This window comes from Nocardia sp. NPDC051052 (genome assembly GCF_044456045.1).
Taxonomy (GTDB): Bacteria; Actinomycetota; Actinomycetes; order Mycobacteriales; family Mycobacteriaceae; genus Nocardia.
This window is the reverse complement of the sequence record NZ_JBITFL010000005.1, coordinates 283826-298370: the sequence shown is the minus strand read 5'-3', so window position 1 is coordinate 298370 and position 14545 is coordinate 283826. Positions and strand designations below refer to the sequence as shown.

At 62.7% G+C, this 14545-nt stretch carries 21 protein-coding genes; 17 read left to right on the top strand and 4 right to left on the bottom strand.

The genetic code is table 11. The features are described from left to right. The first annotated feature begins 351 nt into the window (after window positions 1–351). Entirely contained in the window at window positions 352–528 is a 177-nt protein-coding gene (locus tag ACIBCN_RS19030) for a hypothetical protein (RefSeq protein ID WP_396992880.1), read from the top strand. A gap of 4 nt (window positions 529–532) precedes the next feature. Here the strand turns inward: ACIBCN_RS19030 and ACIBCN_RS19025 are convergent, their stop codons facing one another. The 3 genes from ACIBCN_RS19025 to ACIBCN_RS19015 form a co-directional block, all read right to left on the bottom strand. Then, entirely contained in the window at window positions 533–808 is a 276-nt protein-coding gene (locus ACIBCN_RS19025; protein WP_396992879.1) for a hypothetical protein, read from the bottom strand. A gap of 147 nt (window positions 809–955) precedes the next feature. Beyond that, window positions 956–1507 carry a GNAT family N-acetyltransferase gene (locus ACIBCN_RS19020; RefSeq protein ID WP_396992877.1) on the bottom strand — a complete coding sequence of 184 codons (552 nt, stop codon included), beginning with the start codon at window positions 1505–1507 and terminating at the stop codon, window positions 956–958. Next, window positions 1504–2886: a hypothetical protein gene (locus tag ACIBCN_RS19015; RefSeq protein WP_396992876.1), complete on the bottom strand. Its 1383-nt coding sequence runs from the start codon at window positions 2884–2886 to the stop codon at window positions 1504–1506. The genes ACIBCN_RS19020 and ACIBCN_RS19015 overlap by 4 nt, the downstream gene beginning before the upstream one ends. A 320-nt stretch (window positions 2887–3206) precedes the next feature. Here ACIBCN_RS19015 and ACIBCN_RS19010 point away from each other — a divergent pair, with 320 nt between their 5' ends. The 6 genes from ACIBCN_RS19010 to ACIBCN_RS18985 all read left to right on the top strand — a co-directional run bounded on the left by ACIBCN_RS19010 (window position 3207) and on the right by ACIBCN_RS18985 (window position 7471). Beyond that, window positions 3207–3356, top strand: coding sequence for a hypothetical protein (locus ACIBCN_RS19010; protein WP_396992875.1), 150 nt, complete (start codon window positions 3207–3209; stop codon window positions 3354–3356). A gap of 81 nt (window positions 3357–3437) precedes the next feature. Next, a complete protein-coding gene (locus tag ACIBCN_RS19005) occupies window positions 3438–3731 on the top strand; it encodes a hypothetical protein (protein WP_396992874.1) in 294 nt (97 codons plus the stop codon). Window positions 3732–3760: 29 nt separating this feature from the next. Then, window positions 3761–4594 (top strand): sugar phosphate nucleotidyltransferase, encoded by an 834-nt coding sequence (locus ACIBCN_RS19000; RefSeq protein ID WP_396992873.1) that lies wholly within the window; start codon window positions 3761–3763, stop codon window positions 4592–4594. After that, window positions 4528–5748: a radical SAM protein gene (locus ACIBCN_RS18995; RefSeq protein ID WP_396992872.1), complete on the top strand. Its 1221-nt coding sequence runs from the start codon at window positions 4528–4530 to the stop codon at window positions 5746–5748. Before ACIBCN_RS19000 ends, ACIBCN_RS18995 begins: the two co-directional genes overlap by 67 nt. Continuing rightward, complete coding sequence (locus ACIBCN_RS18990) at window positions 5745–6686, top strand: dTDP-glucose 4,6-dehydratase (protein WP_396992871.1); 942 nt, start codon at window positions 5745–5747, stop codon at window positions 6684–6686. The genes ACIBCN_RS18995 and ACIBCN_RS18990 overlap by 4 nt, the downstream gene beginning before the upstream one ends. Continuing rightward, complete coding sequence (locus ACIBCN_RS18985) at window positions 6686–7471, top strand: class I SAM-dependent methyltransferase (protein ID WP_396992870.1); 786 nt, start codon at window positions 6686–6688, stop codon at window positions 7469–7471. The genes ACIBCN_RS18990 and ACIBCN_RS18985 overlap by 1 nt, the downstream gene beginning before the upstream one ends. Here the strand turns inward: ACIBCN_RS18985 and ACIBCN_RS18980 are convergent, their stop codons facing one another. Next, complete coding sequence (locus tag ACIBCN_RS18980) at window positions 7472–8338, bottom strand: glycosyltransferase family 2 protein (protein WP_396992869.1); 867 nt, start codon at window positions 8336–8338, stop codon at window positions 7472–7474. An 80-nt stretch (window positions 8339–8418) separates the two neighbouring features. Between ACIBCN_RS18980 and ACIBCN_RS18975 the strand changes: the two genes are divergently transcribed. The 10 genes from ACIBCN_RS18975 (at window position 8419) to ACIBCN_RS18930 (ending at window position 14519) form a co-directional block, all read left to right on the top strand. Then, window positions 8419–8619 carry a hypothetical protein gene (locus tag ACIBCN_RS18975; RefSeq protein WP_396992868.1) on the top strand — a complete coding sequence of 67 codons (201 nt, stop codon included), beginning with the start codon at window positions 8419–8421 and terminating at the stop codon, window positions 8617–8619. A 439-nt stretch (window positions 8620–9058) separates the two neighbouring features. Then, window positions 9059–9619, top strand: a complete 561-nt coding sequence (locus tag ACIBCN_RS18970; protein ID WP_396992867.1) for a hypothetical protein — start codon at window positions 9059–9061, stop codon at window positions 9617–9619. 392 nt (window positions 9620–10011) lie between these two features. Then, window positions 10012–11082, top strand: coding sequence for a hypothetical protein (locus ACIBCN_RS18965; protein ID WP_396992866.1), 1071 nt, complete (start codon window positions 10012–10014; stop codon window positions 11080–11082). 118 nt (window positions 11083–11200) lie between these two features. Continuing rightward, entirely contained in the window at window positions 11201–11431 is a 231-nt protein-coding gene (locus ACIBCN_RS18960; RefSeq protein ID WP_396992865.1) for a hypothetical protein, read from the top strand. A gap of 99 nt (window positions 11432–11530) precedes the next feature. Continuing rightward, window positions 11531–11929 carry a hypothetical protein gene (locus ACIBCN_RS18955; RefSeq protein WP_396992864.1) on the top strand — a complete coding sequence of 133 codons (399 nt, stop codon included), beginning with the start codon at window positions 11531–11533 and terminating at the stop codon, window positions 11927–11929. Continuing rightward, window positions 11926–12894, top strand: coding sequence for a hypothetical protein (locus ACIBCN_RS18950; protein ID WP_396992863.1), 969 nt, complete (start codon window positions 11926–11928; stop codon window positions 12892–12894). Before ACIBCN_RS18955 ends, ACIBCN_RS18950 begins: the two co-directional genes overlap by 4 nt. A gap of 155 nt (window positions 12895–13049) precedes the next feature. After that, on the top strand, window positions 13050–13406 hold the full coding sequence (locus ACIBCN_RS18945; protein ID WP_396992862.1) for a hypothetical protein: 357 nt from the start codon (window positions 13050–13052) through the stop codon (window positions 13404–13406). Further along, the gene (locus ACIBCN_RS18940; protein ID WP_396992861.1) at window positions 13403–13597 is read left to right on the top strand and encodes a hypothetical protein; all 195 of its coding nucleotides are present in this window, start codon (window positions 13403–13405) and stop codon (window positions 13595–13597) included. Before ACIBCN_RS18945 ends, ACIBCN_RS18940 begins: the two co-directional genes overlap by 4 nt. A 17-nt stretch (window positions 13598–13614) precedes the next feature. Then, window positions 13615–13998, top strand: coding sequence for a hypothetical protein (locus ACIBCN_RS18935; protein WP_396992860.1), 384 nt, complete (start codon window positions 13615–13617; stop codon window positions 13996–13998). After that, window positions 13995–14519 carry a hypothetical protein gene (locus ACIBCN_RS18930; RefSeq protein WP_396992859.1) on the top strand — a complete coding sequence of 175 codons (525 nt, stop codon included), beginning with the start codon at window positions 13995–13997 and terminating at the stop codon, window positions 14517–14519. The genes ACIBCN_RS18935 and ACIBCN_RS18930 overlap by 4 nt, the downstream gene beginning before the upstream one ends. Window positions 14520–14545: the final 26 nt, after the last annotated feature.

Below are 14545 nucleotides of genomic sequence, written 5' to 3'. Positions count from 1 at the left end.
TCATAGCGAGCGAACATGCTGTGGCCTGGCTGAACGCTATCGTCTCGCTGGTCACCAGAGTGCAGCTAGCGTAGTCGGCTACCCGATTTGTGGCTCTTCCAGAAATGGAGTGCAGGTGAGGGTGAGGTGTCTTCGCCGACGATGACCACCTCGCATTGGTGGCGGGTCGTAGGGAAATGCAGCGGTTCGTGAGACAAAGCGCTTCGCGGGGCTCGTGAGACGAGTCGCAAACCACCAGGTCACGGCTTCGTGAGATGACGCGGGAACTGAGAACCCTACAGGGCGGTGGCGGTGTGTCGTGTGCCCGCGCCGAATCGGCCAGGTGCTCGAGGTCCCGGAGCTCGCCACGACATGCCACCCGACTTCGCCGGGCTGGTACCGCAGGTCTTCCTTGCGCAACACTTCCAGTATGCCTTCGACACGGTCGAGGGATGGCGGCGACTTCATCTCGGAGCAGACGGCGCGGTGGACTTCTGCGGCGGTGACGTCGCTGCCGGGCTTTATGGCGTCGACGACGACGGTTACTAGCTGCTCAAACCTTGCGTCCATTGACCTGTCCCAGCTGGCAACTGCACGCGTCGTCGGGTTCTGGCGTGCAGACGATCTGTCGGCATTCGCACTGGTGAGTTCGGTGTCCGGTCCGGCCTGGAGCGAGGCAGGGGATCCAGCCGACCAGCGTGCGGCCGCTACGGAGCGGGTGACCGGCGGGGCAGCGCACGGGCACAGGCTCGGCCCAGCCGTTCGCGGTGCGCACCAGTTCGCGCGGCGGCACTACTCGGCCGTCGACGGTGTAGAGCACGCTGGTCATACTTCGACCATACCGCCTAGTTCGAACTCATGTTCGAATCTCGACGGCAATTCAGGCCACTTCTCGACCTCCGATTAACAGCTGTTGTCGGCGGTCAGACACCGGGCCTGCACTGAACAAATAGCGTAGACATGATCGATTAGCTTGTCAGGCCAGCCGTTTTGCCATCTCATCCATCACCGGCGAATCGGCAAAGGGTTGAGCTTGTCCGATCGCTTGCCACCCCCATGATTCATAGATCGACTTGGCCGGGTTCTCGACTCGTACAAGCAGGTATGCGAGCCGTTCGGGACGTTCGGACAGGAGCGCGTCGTGGATGATCCGTGCATAGCCCTGACCCTGATGGTCGGGGTGCACGGAGAACTCTCGGAAGATGTAGACCGGCGCGTCCGCAGTTTCGGCAGCGAGCTCCGGGAAGACTTGGACTGCTTTGGCTCTGACTTCCTTCGGTCGCCGGTACGAAGTGCCGAAGGCGTAGCCGGCCATTTGGCCGTCGCACCACCCGGCGACGAGCTCGAAATCGGGGATCGGTGCGTATAGCTCTTCGAGTCGTTCCCAGAACTTCGCCGGGCTGTACCACGGGTTGTCCTGCTGGGGCTGGTGTGAGGCGAGGTAGACCGTCTTGATGTCGTCTTCGTGCAGCAGTGTCTCCGCCGCGTTGTAGCGGACGACTTTGAGGGCCGTCTCGTCGGTGCTCACGCTTCGATTGCCTTTCGTGAATGCTCGGCGTCATCGCGCAGTACTTCGTGCAGGTCTTTCACTGCGGGGTGATGCCGGTGGTCCCGTGGTACGGCGGCTAGCACTTGTTCACCGAGGCCCATCACGAATCTCGTTCGGTAGTCGCTAGGCAGGCTCGCGAGGGTCTCGGTGGCGCGGCTGGCGCCGTCGTCGTGGTCGCCGCTGCGCACCAGGCACAGAGCGTGCTGCAGGTGGATCTGGATCGGTCCTCGTAGGCTGCTTGGCGGGTAGAGCGCGAGTGCCGCCTGCTGCGCTTTCTCGGCGGACCGGACGTCGCCGAGGTGGGAGTAAACGAAGCTCTCGGCGAATCTGAGCCGTTCCTCGGGATAGGCCCAGCAGTGCCAGCTGTGGTCGCCGGTCATGTCAGATGGTAACGCGGAGAAGGTATCTCGCAATTCGATCAGGGAGGATTCGGCTTCATCGGCCCGGCCCATCAGCGCCATTGTTTGCGCACGGGCAGCGACGAGACTGGGCCGACCGATGACCGGTCCCTGCTTGATCAGTTCATCGGATTTACTGATTTCGTCGATGATTACCTGCGGTGGCTGGCCGTCGTAGATGGCTCGGATGGCCTTGCGCCCGCGGATGTACATCATGATGTGCATGTCTCTGGAGGAGTCGGCAGTCATGTGGGCTGTTCTCCACCAACGCGTCGCGTCGCGTCGCTGTCCGATGTCGCCGACTGCTTGCGCCATGTAGTGGCTCAGGAGCGCCCCGACCTTGTACAGCTCACGCCGGTGGCCGGGATCTGTCGAAAGGCTCAGTGCCATTTGAAGGTTCAGGATATCGACCAGCAGTAGTTCGCGGAGCTCGGTGGATGTGTAGGCCACGTGTACATCGCCGTACTCGCGAACTACTTCGTACCAATCCGCCAAATCGGCTGAGGCCCCGTCTGTCACGGCCCGGTTCAGGCCGTGGCGCGCCGACTCCAAGCCGAGCATTGTGCCGACTCCGGCGGCTGTCGCGCTGAGAAGGAAAGTGCGGCGTAGCACGTCGTCAACCTCTTTCCCCGCCGACTGGAGCAGCGTCGGCGAATCGGTCTCCGGCCCCATGCTAGTGAGAGACGTGGTTCGTCGCACGGGACGAAATCCAAGCTCGGCGTCGGTGACCGCACCAAGTACGGCACGAAGTCCGGCACGAACATGTTCGCTGGGCCAGCGATGAACGCCGCGCTCAAGTTTGCCGATGTAGTTGCCGGACAGTTCAACCACGTTCCCGTTGTCGCGGTAGATCCAGGCATTGACCAGATCGGCGAGTTCTGGGCGTTGCAATTCATGCCCGGTCGTGTGGGAACGGGTTCGGGTGCGCGCCTCGCGCAACTGATGGTTCGGTTCAGGCAATGGTCCGTGGTCCTTGCTCGGCAACCTCTATCGAAATCATCGCACCGGCAGGTCGGCCACGTGGTCGTTCCGCAGTTGATCTCCCTCAAACCTCCCTCAAAAGGGCGTCGGAACGGCCTTCACCGCAGGTACCGCACGGGCGGAACCTGAAATACAGCACCCGACGCCGGGCGCACAGGCGATCCCCCTTCTCGGGTACGCGAAGCCGGCTGGCGGATATTGGATTCGCTCGGTCGGTCCGGCGTCGGTGTGCCCTACCGGGAGGCACAGACATGCATATGTCGCCGAGCGTCACCGATCAGTGGGATTCGGAGTGAGTTATGGCCGCGATTCTGTGGATTTTCGCATTCGCCGCTGGGCTGGGGATGGCCTTCACTGTCGTCGTTGTCCTCTGGCCGGATAGGCGCCACGGCCCGAGCGTCGCCGACATCCAGCGCAAACTCGCCGACGAACAACGAGCGTCGCAGTAGGGGCTGAAAACCGGTGATGACTCGACCTTCGAGCAACGCACATCGGTCGTAGCTCCACAGCCCTCGATGAAGGGAAAACCCTTGCAGCCCAAAGCTATCGGACTACTGCGCCTCGACACCACCGACGACAGGAAGCGGGATGAGCAAGTCATCGCTGACCTGGTCAGCAAAGGCGGCTACGACTTCGCGGGACTTCTCACGATCAAGCCTGACACCTACATGCCCACAACGCTGGTCGTGGAGACGGTGCACAAGCTCGGCGCGACGGCGATCCTCACGCCCGACTTCGACCATTTCGGCGGCGCTGTGCGAGCGGTCAGCCTGGCGTGCGAACTCGTGACGCCCTACGGCACCGTGCCGCGCTCCGAGCCCTAATCCAGCCTGATCACCAAGGAGATATCCACGTGCCTAACCAGAATCACGTGCACGGAATCCTGCTGCTAGGAGGCAGCGGGAGCCGTCTGCGCCCGGCCTACACCGGCAACAAGCACCTCATCCCTATCGGTGGCCGTCCAATGGCCGAATACGGCCTAGAACTGTTGCGCCGCTGCGACATCGAAACCATCACCGCTGTCGTGACACCTGAAGACGCAACCTACTTCCAGCGACTGTTCGTGAACGTCGCGCCACGATTGTCGATCACCTACGTCGTTCAACCTCGGCCCCTGGGCACCGCGGATGCCCTGCAACGGTGCGCAGACAGCGTCGAGCAGCCCTTCGTCGCGACGTTATGGGGTGACAACCTGTTCGAAGTCACACCACGATCGACAGTGCATCGGTTCGTCGCCGACCCCGCCCCATGCATGATCACCGTGGCCGAATCCACTGCCCCACACCACTTCAGCGTCGCCGCAGTGCACGACGGGCGGGTCACCGACATCATCGACAAGCCCGCCGAGCCCACCGCGAACACAGTGTGCGCCGGGCTAATGCTGTTCGACTCCGAGACCCTGTTCCGGTCGGTGAGTGCAGTGCGCCCGAACGCACGCGGTGAGCGCGAAGCGATGGACATAGTCCGCGGATTCATGCGGACAGGCCAGCTGACGTTCGACCGCCTGTGCGGCCGCTGGTTCGACGCTGCGGTTTCCCCCGCCTTCCTGCGTGAGGCGGAGCTGTTTGCGCTCCGCCGAGGTTTCAACCATTCCGTGCCCGAGCAACAGGAGACCCCGTCATGGACCTCACCCACCCGTCCGCGCCGATTCGGATCAACCTCGACACAACCAGGCGTTGTCAGCTGAGTTGCTGGTACTGCCACTCCTCTTCAGGCCCTGACTATCGCGGTCCGGAGATCGATCCCGCTGTGATCCCTGATCTGCTCGAAACAGCAGACCAGCTCCGAACTTTCGAGATCACTGTCACTGGCGGAGAGCCCACTTTGTGGCCGGGCCTTGTCCCGCTGCTCGAGCAATCGACGCGACTGGAATTCGCGAGCCTGCTGTTGATCACCAACGCCATGGCAACACCGCCGCGAGTCTTACGAGCGATGGAATCTGCCAACCTGTCACGGATCTGTGTGAGCCTCGACGGCATCGGTGAAGTTCACGACCGCAACCGCGGTGGCGGAGCATACGAGCGCGTGCTCCGCGGTATCCGCGCGCTGCGCAAGGTCAACGACAACCTCGCGGTCATCTCGGTGGTTGATTCGACCAATCACACCGGGTGGCCGCAACTGACCCGTCTGCTTGCCGAGGAAGGTGTCTCCGCCCACCACCTGACGCCGGTCTGCACCGCAGGCCATGCCATCAGGAACTATCGCGGGCTCAGCGCACAGCAGTTCGCCGAGGTGCACGCAATGGTCGAGCAGGTCGCCGCCGAGGTCCCCGAGATCGCGTTGCTGTTCAACGATGAACTCATTCACCCGCTGGAGACCCGGACGATGGGAATCCACCAGTTCACCGAGAACTGGAAAGGCTGGCACCGGATAGTGCGACCGGACGGCGACGTGCGCACCCAGATTCGCGCATGGGGGCGCACCTGGCGCACCGACGAGAGCATCGGAAACCTCAACGAGCTTCCGCTGTCACAGATCCTTCGCACACCGGCACAACAGGTTTCGGCGTTCACACGCACCGAGGAAGTCGCCAGAAAGTTCCGCATCGGCGCCGACGCACCGCTGATTCTGACCGACATGCACGACGTCGGCGCGGTAGAGCGCGGTGCGCCTGCCGCACCCGTGCAGGAGTTCGCCAGGGACATCCCAGTGCCGTCCGCCTTGGGGGTTGACGTCGGTGAACTGGGGCTCGCGATCCGGCGGAGTCCTAGTCGCTATCGACTGCGCGAGGAGCAAGACGGATTCCCCCTGCTGTTCAACACTCGCACTCACCAGGTACACGTGCTCGACGACAACGACTACTTCGATCTCGCACCGGATATGACTGAGGTTCCGACATGAGAGTCCTTGTCACCGGCGGACTCGGATTCGTGGGCGTGCACCTCATCGACCAACTGCTGCGCGTGCGTCACGTCACCTCGATAACCGTGCTCGACAACTGTCGGCACACCGCAGCGCCGCAAGCCCTTCCGACTTCGCAGCGCGTCCGGTTCGTGCAGGGCAGCGTGCTCGACGCAGAGCTGGTTACCCACCTGGTTGCCGACTGCGAGGCAGTCGTGCACCTCGCCGCCGAGACATTCGTCGACGCGTCGATCGTCGACGACGAGCTGTTCGTCGAAACCAACATCACCGGCACCGCGGTGCTGCTACGGACATTGCGGACCCTCGGCGCGCGGCGACTGCTTCACGTCTCCACCGACGAAGTGTTCGGAGAGGCCACCAACGAACCCTTCACCGAATCGACGCCCTATCGCCCCCGAAACCCCTACGCGGCAACGAAAGCCGCAGCTGATCACCTCGTACGCGCCTATACCGTCACCCACGGCCTGGACGCAGTGATCTGCCACTGCTCGAACCTCTACGGGCGCTGGCAATACCCCGAGAAGCTGATACCGGTCACCGTGACGCGTCTGCTGCGCGGTGAGCCCGCCCGCGTCTACGGCACCGGCCGGCAGTCCCGGACCTGGCTGCACGTTACTGATGCCGCAGCTGGTCTCATCGCCGCACTCGATCATGGTGTTGGTGGCGAGTCGTACCTGATCGGTGGCGACCGTGAGCTGACCACACTCGACGTTGTCGGTCGAATCGCCGATCAGCTGGAAGTACCTGCCTCCGAGGCGGTCTCGTTCGTCGATGATCGACCCGGCCATGACTACCGATACACAACCAGCAACGACAAGGCGCGCCGCGAACTCGGATGGCTTCCGGCGACCGATTTTGAGACCGGCCTCAAGGACACGGTGGATTGGATGATCGATCACCCAGGATGGTGGAAGTGATGAAGGACAAGCGGCAGTTCCGCGACGTCTACATGGATGGAAGCGTGCTGGAGACCAAGATTGATTTCCACGCTCGCTACAGCAGCATCCCGATCGACCTGCCCGCGGCCATCATGGCCCGCACCGGGATCCCCAACGACATCGACCTCCTCGACATCGGTTGCGGCACCGGCCATCTGATCGAGGCCTTCGCTCAGATGGGGCACGCAGGCCGACTCTTCGGCCTCGATCTCGTTCGCCCGTCAATCGCCGACACCCCACGCAAGCGGTACGCCGCAGGCGACGCCGAGTATCTGCCGTTTCCGGACGACACCTTCGACGCCATCACTTGCGTCCACACGCTGAGCCACATCACCGACCTACCGGACGCCATGCGCGAGGCACAACGAGTAATGCACGAACCAGGCACCTACATCGCGACCGCGAACTCGTTGCATGCCTACCCACATACAGCCGACTATCGTCAGCGGATCCACCGTGACTTCGGTTGGGGCCTACCAGGATTCACGACTTCGCGTGTCAACGCTGAGAATCTCGAACAGACCCTTCTCGAGTACTGGGAGTCGGTGAGTGTCGACTTCCTCGATGGTGAGCTACGCATACCTGTCGACGAGTACCCGACCTACTTCGCCGCGAACATCCCTATCTGGGATCACGCGCCCACCACGGTTGAGCAGGTCAAGATATTCCGACAGGTCACCGAGTGGGCGCGGGAAGATCAACGCGACGGCTACATCATCGAACCCAAGCGGGTCGCTGTAGCAGTCGCTTCGACCATTGCATGACTAACGGCCGCGCGCCAGCGCGGTCCGCAGTACCGACAGCCCGCCGCGCACGACCAAACCGGCCGCTACCAACGGGGTGAACAAGATCCATGGCGACTTGCGGTTGTAGTCGATGTAGAACCGCAAGGCGCTGCGGTGATGGTTGCGCACCTTGCGGAACGGCGCGTGCCGCGTGCTGCCGCCCTCGCGATGCCGGATCTCGACTGTCGGGTCGAGCACTACGCGGTACCCGGCGCGGTGCATGTCCAGGGCGATCTTGGTTTCCTCGAAGTACATGAAGTACCGCTCGTCGTATCCGCCGACGGCATCAAAAGCCGTGCGGCGGAACAACATGCAGCATCCCGAGATCCAGTCCACATCGCTGACCGACATCACCGGATTCCCGAAGTAGGCACGCGTCGCTGGGTTGGCCGGCCATACCGACCCGAGGATCGCGTGTGCGACCCCGATGCCGATGGACGGGAACCGACGCCCCGTCGGGTAAGGCGAGCCGTCGAGTCGAGACACCCGCGGACCGATCAATCCAATCTGGTCGTCGGACCGTGCTGTCTCCACCAGCGCGGCGATAGCGCCAGGATTCAGCCGGGTGTCTGGATTCGCGATCAACAGCCACTCGGTATCCAGCTCGGCGGCGCCCTGGTTGATTGCGCGGGTGAGACCGACGTTCTCACGGTTACAGACCACGCGCGCACCGAACTTCTCGAGTATCTCCACGCTCTCGTCAGTAGATGCGTTATCGACGCCGACTACCTCGAGTGCGAGCGGCTCGACGGCCGCGGGCAACGACTCCAGAAACGGAGGTAGGTCGTCGGCGCTTCCGTAGGTGACCAGGACAAGGCCGACGGACTTCTCATCGCGGCGAGACATGCCGGAGAACTTATCATCCTGAACCCGGCAGGCATACCGCTGAACTTCATCTCGGTGCCGTGGCTGACGACGGAGCCCCGATGTCTGCTTCCCCGGCGGCAGGCGACGAGTACGTCACGCCATTGCCAGATCACGCCAATAGACCGGATTCCGATTCGGCAGCACCAATACCGATTCCTGTGACGCCTGAATCACTGATTGCCGGGCAATGTATTGCCGATCCGGAAAGTAAAGGCGTCTATTTGCAGACTATTTCCTTTTGGTTGCGTTCCATCAAATAGGGCATTAGGGTCTGATATTGGAAGTCCTGGACTGGCCGAATCGTCCGCAATGACGCGCCGACCGGTGGATGTCCCGGGATAGATTCCGCAAGAATGACGAAAGCCCGACCTCGCTATTTCCCTACGCCAGCAGCGAAATCAGGTCGGGCTTTCGAATACCCATGTCGAGAAGAAGGCCCACGCTAATGAAGCCAATCATGACATCGGTGCGCGCTAATACTACATTCCCGCGCTCGACATGTCATCCCCGCCACCGTGCCGCTCCCGGCCGTGCACCCTTTCGCCGTCACACGGCCCCTCCGTATTGGACTCGCCAGCGGCAGCGCGCCCTGGGTGGGCTATCCGGTGCCATTGTCATCAGCGGGATCGCGGTGGCCGTGATCGGTCTCGTGGGCATGGCCGGGCTCGCCGGGATCGGTATGGCCACGTGCCTCGCCGCGTGGTGATCCCGGTGCCGGACCGCCGCGTCGAACTCGCAGACGACCTCTCGATGCGGATCGCGGTGGCCGGGATCTTGGCCGACGCTGCGAAAGCCGTATTCGATTCCAGCAAAACTACATTCGCTGGACGCCACCTCAGTGGGGAACGGCGAGTCGTCACCTCTCATCGGCGCGATGCCGACGGCAACCCGATCCGTCTCGGCCAGGTCTCGGTCATGCCGGGCAATACCACCGTCGCCATCGTCGATATTGCTGTCGTCGCTGCCTGGCTCGTCGATACCTTCAAGGTGACGCCCGACGAGGTCATCGAGCATGTGCCGCAACTTACTGCGCAGTGGAAGAAGACGGTCGAGGAAGCCGCGAAGAAGGCAGCCCAAGCACGCCAACCTCTGCCGCCCGGTGTCACCGTCGCGACGGCAGATCCGCATGGTCGGTTCGACCGTCAGAAAGGCATCGACGGGGTCGCTGAGGTGGCGGCCATGATTCGCGACCAGGTGATGGCACTGACCGATGTGCTGGCGCTGGCTGCTGCGCCCTCGTCGCCGGAGGAAATCCTATGAGCGACAGCAAGTCTCCGTCCGGCCGGGGCCACGTAGGCAGTCAGGTCTCGGTGTCGACTCGTCGCGCTCAATGCGTGCTCGGTGACAATGGCCGACGCTTCCATCCAGGCGCACCCAAGCATGGCCATTACTCGATCTATACCGGGTGGGGCTGCCAATGCGACCCGTGTTCCGAGGACATGGCGCGGTACCAGGCGCACTACCACCGCCGCCGCGTCGGCAATGGCGGCAAACCGCTGGGCCAGAGGTCCAACCACAACTCCGCATCCCTGCGCCGCCCCGTCGCGCAGTGCGGAATGCCCGCCACGACCTAGACCCGCTGACTTCCCACACCGGCGTGCCTGTGACCGGGCACGCCGGTCCTGACTGTGCCCTTGGAAGGCAACCAATCCATGGCTGAGACAGACCGATTCGGCATCAGATCACGCAAACCCACCGGGGCCGTTCCCTGGCCGCTGATCCTGCTCGAAGGCGAAGACAAATCCGGAAAAAGCTATGCCGCAGCAGAATTCACCGCCGACGAACGCCTCGGCGCGAAGTACTGGCTCGATGTCGGGGAGGCAGCTGGCGATGAGTATTACGCCATCGACGGCGCGGACTACGAGTTGATCGAGCACGACGGCAGCTGGCACGACATCCTCGGCCAGGTACGCGCGGTACGCAACCAAGCGATCGACGTCAAAGTCGCCGAGGGCGGCAAACCGACCTTGTTGGTGATCGACTCGATCTCCGGGGTGTGGCAACTGCTCAAAGACTGGACCTACGTGCGAGCGCAGAAGACCAAGTTGGGGAAACGACCTGGGGACTTCAATCCGGACGTGCCGATCAAGCCAGCACCCCATCACTGGAACGACACGCACGCCCGTAACCGCACATTGATGGATTTGTTGATGACGTTCCCCGGCGTAGTCGTGCTGACCGCGCGCGGCAAGGAGGCAGCCGAGTTCGGAGACGACGGCAATCCGGTTGAGGGACAACGGGTGTGGAGCGTGGACGCCGCCAAGAACTTGGGATACCAGGTCACCGGGTGGGTGCGGCTACGACGAGAGGAACCGCCGACAGTGATCGGTGTCCGAAGCGTGTTCGCCGGTATCCGACCGGGTAAGGACAAGCCGCTGGTGAAGCCCGACTTCACGTTGCAGTGGCTGATCTGGGAGCACATGCGCTGCAATCCGGCCTCCGCGTTCGTCCGCGACTTGAAGGTGTCGTCCGAGGCGACCGTGATGAAGATCGACGCGGCGACCGAACAGAGCACGGTCGTGGACATCATCACCGACTTCCGCGCCATCTACGGTCACGTGCCCCAGGTCGACAAGGCTGCGGTCGACCGATGGAAGCTGCTGAAGAACACGCTGGAACAGGCCGCCAAAGAGACCGAATCGCTCGATATCCCAGCCGGGGACACCGATTCCGATGCGGACCAGTCGAGTCGTCAAGAGCCTACGCAGGGAGCCCCGGCATGACGCCGGTCTCGCTCACCCTCGCCGCCCTTGCCCTCGCTCTGACCGGGTTTTGGGCCGGGCGACTCTCGGCCACCGCGTGGCCGAGCCGTGGGCACCGCTCGTACAGAAGGAAGCGCTGATGACCATCCGCTGGGACAAGAACAGAGCCGATATCCGTTACGCACGTGAGCACGGGTGGCTTTTCGACGGCACAACCCGCCGCGGGCATCTGCGGTTCATCCACCCCAAGACGCCGAAAGCGCTCGTCCTGCACAGCAAGCAGGGCCACTGGCGAGGTGATCAGAACGCGATCACCTGGATCAAGCGACTCACCCCTTCCCCGGTCGAGAAGCGGCGATGCGCCGCGTAGGAAGCTGAAGGTGGCGCACCTGTGAAAACTATGGTCAAGCGTGCTCAGCAAATACACCTGGCGTGTGGGGGCAGTTGCCCGCCCATCACACCTGGCGACTTGTACTTGGAACACATCGAGTTCCCCTGGGAAGCACCCGGTCACGCGGCGGCAGTCGGGCATCCGGTGCGGCACCGCGAATGCCGCCCGTGTGCAGAAGAGGCCGGGCGCGCACGGTGGTTCGACGCTGTCGAGGGACCGCCGCCACCGCCTAGGACACCGCACGCGCCGCTGCTGTACCAGCGGGTGCGTCGACGCCTGGATCCAGCCGACGTACTCGACAGCCACGACCGGCGACTGCTGGTCACCGAGCTACACGAGCTCGGCTGCTGCGATCGGTGCATCGGCGAGTACACCCTCATGACCCTCCATCACGTCGAACGCCTGCGTGCAGCGCTCGGCCTGGACCCCCATCCACACACTGCCGAGGAACGAGACACGCTGTGGTGCAACGAATGATCGACGATCCGACGTTCCGGGACCTATCCCCTGCCGGACAACACCTGATGCTGCTCCTCGGGGAGCTGGTCCACGAACAGACACCTACCCGGCACGCCGGAGTGCTGGCCTGGCGTCCGGAACGAGTCGCACAGCTGGCAAACGGCTGGACCACCGAACAGGTCACGACAGCGGCTGCAGAGTTGGAGAGCGCCGGCATGGTGCTCATCGACACCGACGAGCGTGAACTGTGGCTCGCCCGGCATATCGGCGCCGGGCTCGCGGTCCGGTCGCCGAAGATGCGGCCCGCCGTTGCGAAGGCTGTCGCGGTGATTCGCTCTCCCCGGTTGCGTGCTGCGGCGGTCGAGGTGTTGGCCGGGTTAGTGGCCGCGGACCCGGCGGGCTGGGTTCATCCTGCCGTCGTCGCGGTGGTCGGTCCTGTACCCGATGCCTCTGCCGATACCGTATCCGGAACGGTTCTGGATACCCTTTCGAAAACGGTAATTCCCGAAGATCACTTACGTGGGGTATCCCCTTTAGGGGATACCCCACGTAAAGATTCTAAAAAAACAACTAACGTTGTTTTTTTGCACGGAAGTCATCACGGCGACCGAAACAGTATGCCGCCATCGACGCTGACTGGTTTTGAGCCGTCAATGAAAGCGAAACGCTGGGCCGCGCAAGCGTGCCCCTCGGTCGATGTCACAGCCGCGACCACAGAATGGCGGAACTACAACCTCGCCACCGGCCGCATCCACGCTGATCCCGAACGCGCCTGGTACGGGTGGATGCGTAGGGCTCAGCAAATCGCTCAGGATCGGGCCGCTTTCGTCCGCTCCACCCCCCGCGCGCACCTTGCACCGACCCCCATGCCGCCCCCCGCATCACAGCTCCTGGCCCAGGCCGGAGCTGCAACCGCCTCGACCTCTCACCGGCGGGAAATGATGGATCAGATCCGCCGCACCATTTCCGGATTTCCTGCTTGACGATGTTGAACAGAACAATTTCGGATATAATGCAAAACCCATTCCAATATGTGTAATAATTCTGAGTGGGTGCAATTCCCTACGCCAATTCTGGAGCAATCCGGGCACCTATGAATTAAAAGACTGAGGAAGGCCCACGCATGACAAATTACTCTGTGGCTACCGGCTTGCCTATCGGCCTGGTTGCACGGGCGGTGGCAAATCATTTCGAATGGCTGCTGATCGAGATCGAATATCGACAGGATCTGATAGACCGCACCGTACGGGAGATCCTTGCCCCCGTCCCGCCGGTCGGCGACGGACGCAGTTTCTTCACAGAAATGAACAACCGGCTGCGACATCAGTTGGACCGCAATAGCGAACTGACCGAAGGCGCCACCGACGGCCAGGCCCACGCACTCGGGATCGGCTATGCGGGCTGGCTGCTGGGGGCATACCTGGAGCTGGTCGACCAGCAGGACTACGACGCTGTATTCGAGGCCGAGTCTCCCGGCGATGACGCGGCGCGATGAATCGCCGCCGTCCCGTCCGCCAGATCCCACCGCTCGTGTGGACGACCGCCCGAGATATCGCAAGCAATTACGGACGTACCCCCGCGGACCTCGTCACCTTCGCCGACTGGGCTGCCTACCTGTCCGCCGCAGAGCTTGCCATCGCCGGGGACGGCATCGACCCGAACACAGTCGAGCACCGCGCCGCATAGAAAGACAGAAGACATCAGTGATCACCGATCTGAGTATCGACCTCATCCCGCATTTATCTGACCGTGAAATCGCCGCATGTCTGGGGGTTCCCTCCGACCCGCATTTGATGGTCAACACAGCCTCCACCGATACCCGGTGGCTTCACTTGCGTACATGCGACGGCGAAGCCGTCGCATGGGAAGTCACCTGGACCGGTGTCGACCCTGATGGCGAAACGAGGCTGGAGACCGAAACCGGCACCCTCGCCGACCTCGGAGAGAAGCTGACTCACATCCTCGGCCACGCCGACCGCATCCCTACCCCAGCGCACCCCGTCTACCTCGAGATCTCCCGGTGGGCCCTGCACTACCTGCTGTCCACCGACACCGAGAAGTGGGCGAGAAAGGCATTCACATCATGAACGACCGCGAGATCAGCGACCCCGTAACCCCACTGGCCGCTGAGATCCTCGTGGAGCACTTCGGGGAATCGCTCATGTTCGGCTTGTACGGGACGTCCGAGCAACCCTTCATCGGATCCACGACAACGTTCCCGATCGAGAACCCCGCCGCATTGAAAAACACGATGTCGCGCATCGCTAAGAAGATCGCCGCCGGAATCGGGGCAGGACCCCCGGATCCAGGGCCGTTGATCGGGTATGGGATGCGCCTGGAAGCGAGGATCGCAAATCGCCCTCGCGTCTCCGCCGACTTCCAAAGCAAAGACGCACGCGTCGTCCTCGACGATCCTCATGCCAAGGACGTTGTCTTCGTATGGATCGCAACCCGATGGAAGGGATTCTGGTGGATCGAATTGGACGTAGCCGAAGGCACCGTCGCCCGATACCGCGGAGAACCTGACGAGTTCGCGGGCGGGCCGCACATAGAGATCCTTCACTGCCTGCGCAACCTCGCCCACGCGATCGGACACCAACCCAAATAGGTTCAAAAAACACAAAACGGTCCTCC

Excerpts from the sequence above, each read along its gene's own strand:
- ACIBCN_RS19030 (WP_396992880.1), top strand. The coding sequence starts at position 352 with ATGCCACCCGACTTCGCCGGGCTGGTACCGCAGGTCTTCCTTGCGCAA.
- ACIBCN_RS19025 (WP_396992879.1), bottom strand. The coding sequence starts at position 808 with ATGACCAGCGTGCTCTACACCGTCGACGGCCGAGTAGTGCCGCCGCGC.
- ACIBCN_RS19010 (WP_396992875.1), top strand. The coding sequence starts at position 3,207 with ATGGCCGCGATTCTGTGGATTTTCGCATTCGCCGCTGGGCTGGGGATG.
- ACIBCN_RS18995 (WP_396992872.1), top strand. The coding sequence starts at position 4,528 with ATGGACCTCACCCACCCGTCCGCGCCGATTCGGATCAACCTCGACACA.
- ACIBCN_RS18990 (WP_396992871.1), top strand. The coding sequence starts at position 5,745 with ATGAGAGTCCTTGTCACCGGCGGACTCGGATTCGTGGGCGTGCACCTC.
- ACIBCN_RS18985 (WP_396992870.1), top strand. The coding sequence starts at position 6,686 with ATGAAGGACAAGCGGCAGTTCCGCGACGTCTACATGGATGGAAGCGTG.
- ACIBCN_RS18980 (WP_396992869.1), bottom strand. The coding sequence starts at position 8,338 with ATGTCTCGCCGCGATGAGAAGTCCGTCGGCCTTGTCCTGGTCACCTAC.
- ACIBCN_RS18975 (WP_396992868.1), top strand. The coding sequence starts at position 8,419 with ATGTCTGCTTCCCCGGCGGCAGGCGACGAGTACGTCACGCCATTGCCA.
- ACIBCN_RS18965 (WP_396992866.1), top strand. The coding sequence starts at position 10,012 with ATGGCTGAGACAGACCGATTCGGCATCAGATCACGCAAACCCACCGGG.
- ACIBCN_RS18960 (WP_396992865.1), top strand. The coding sequence starts at position 11,201 with ATGACCATCCGCTGGGACAAGAACAGAGCCGATATCCGTTACGCACGT.
- ACIBCN_RS18950 (WP_396992863.1), top strand. The coding sequence starts at position 11,926 with ATGATCGACGATCCGACGTTCCGGGACCTATCCCCTGCCGGACAACAC.
- ACIBCN_RS18940 (WP_396992861.1), top strand. The coding sequence starts at position 13,403 with ATGAATCGCCGCCGTCCCGTCCGCCAGATCCCACCGCTCGTGTGGACG.
- ACIBCN_RS18930 (WP_396992859.1), top strand. The coding sequence starts at position 13,995 with ATGAACGACCGCGAGATCAGCGACCCCGTAACCCCACTGGCCGCTGAG.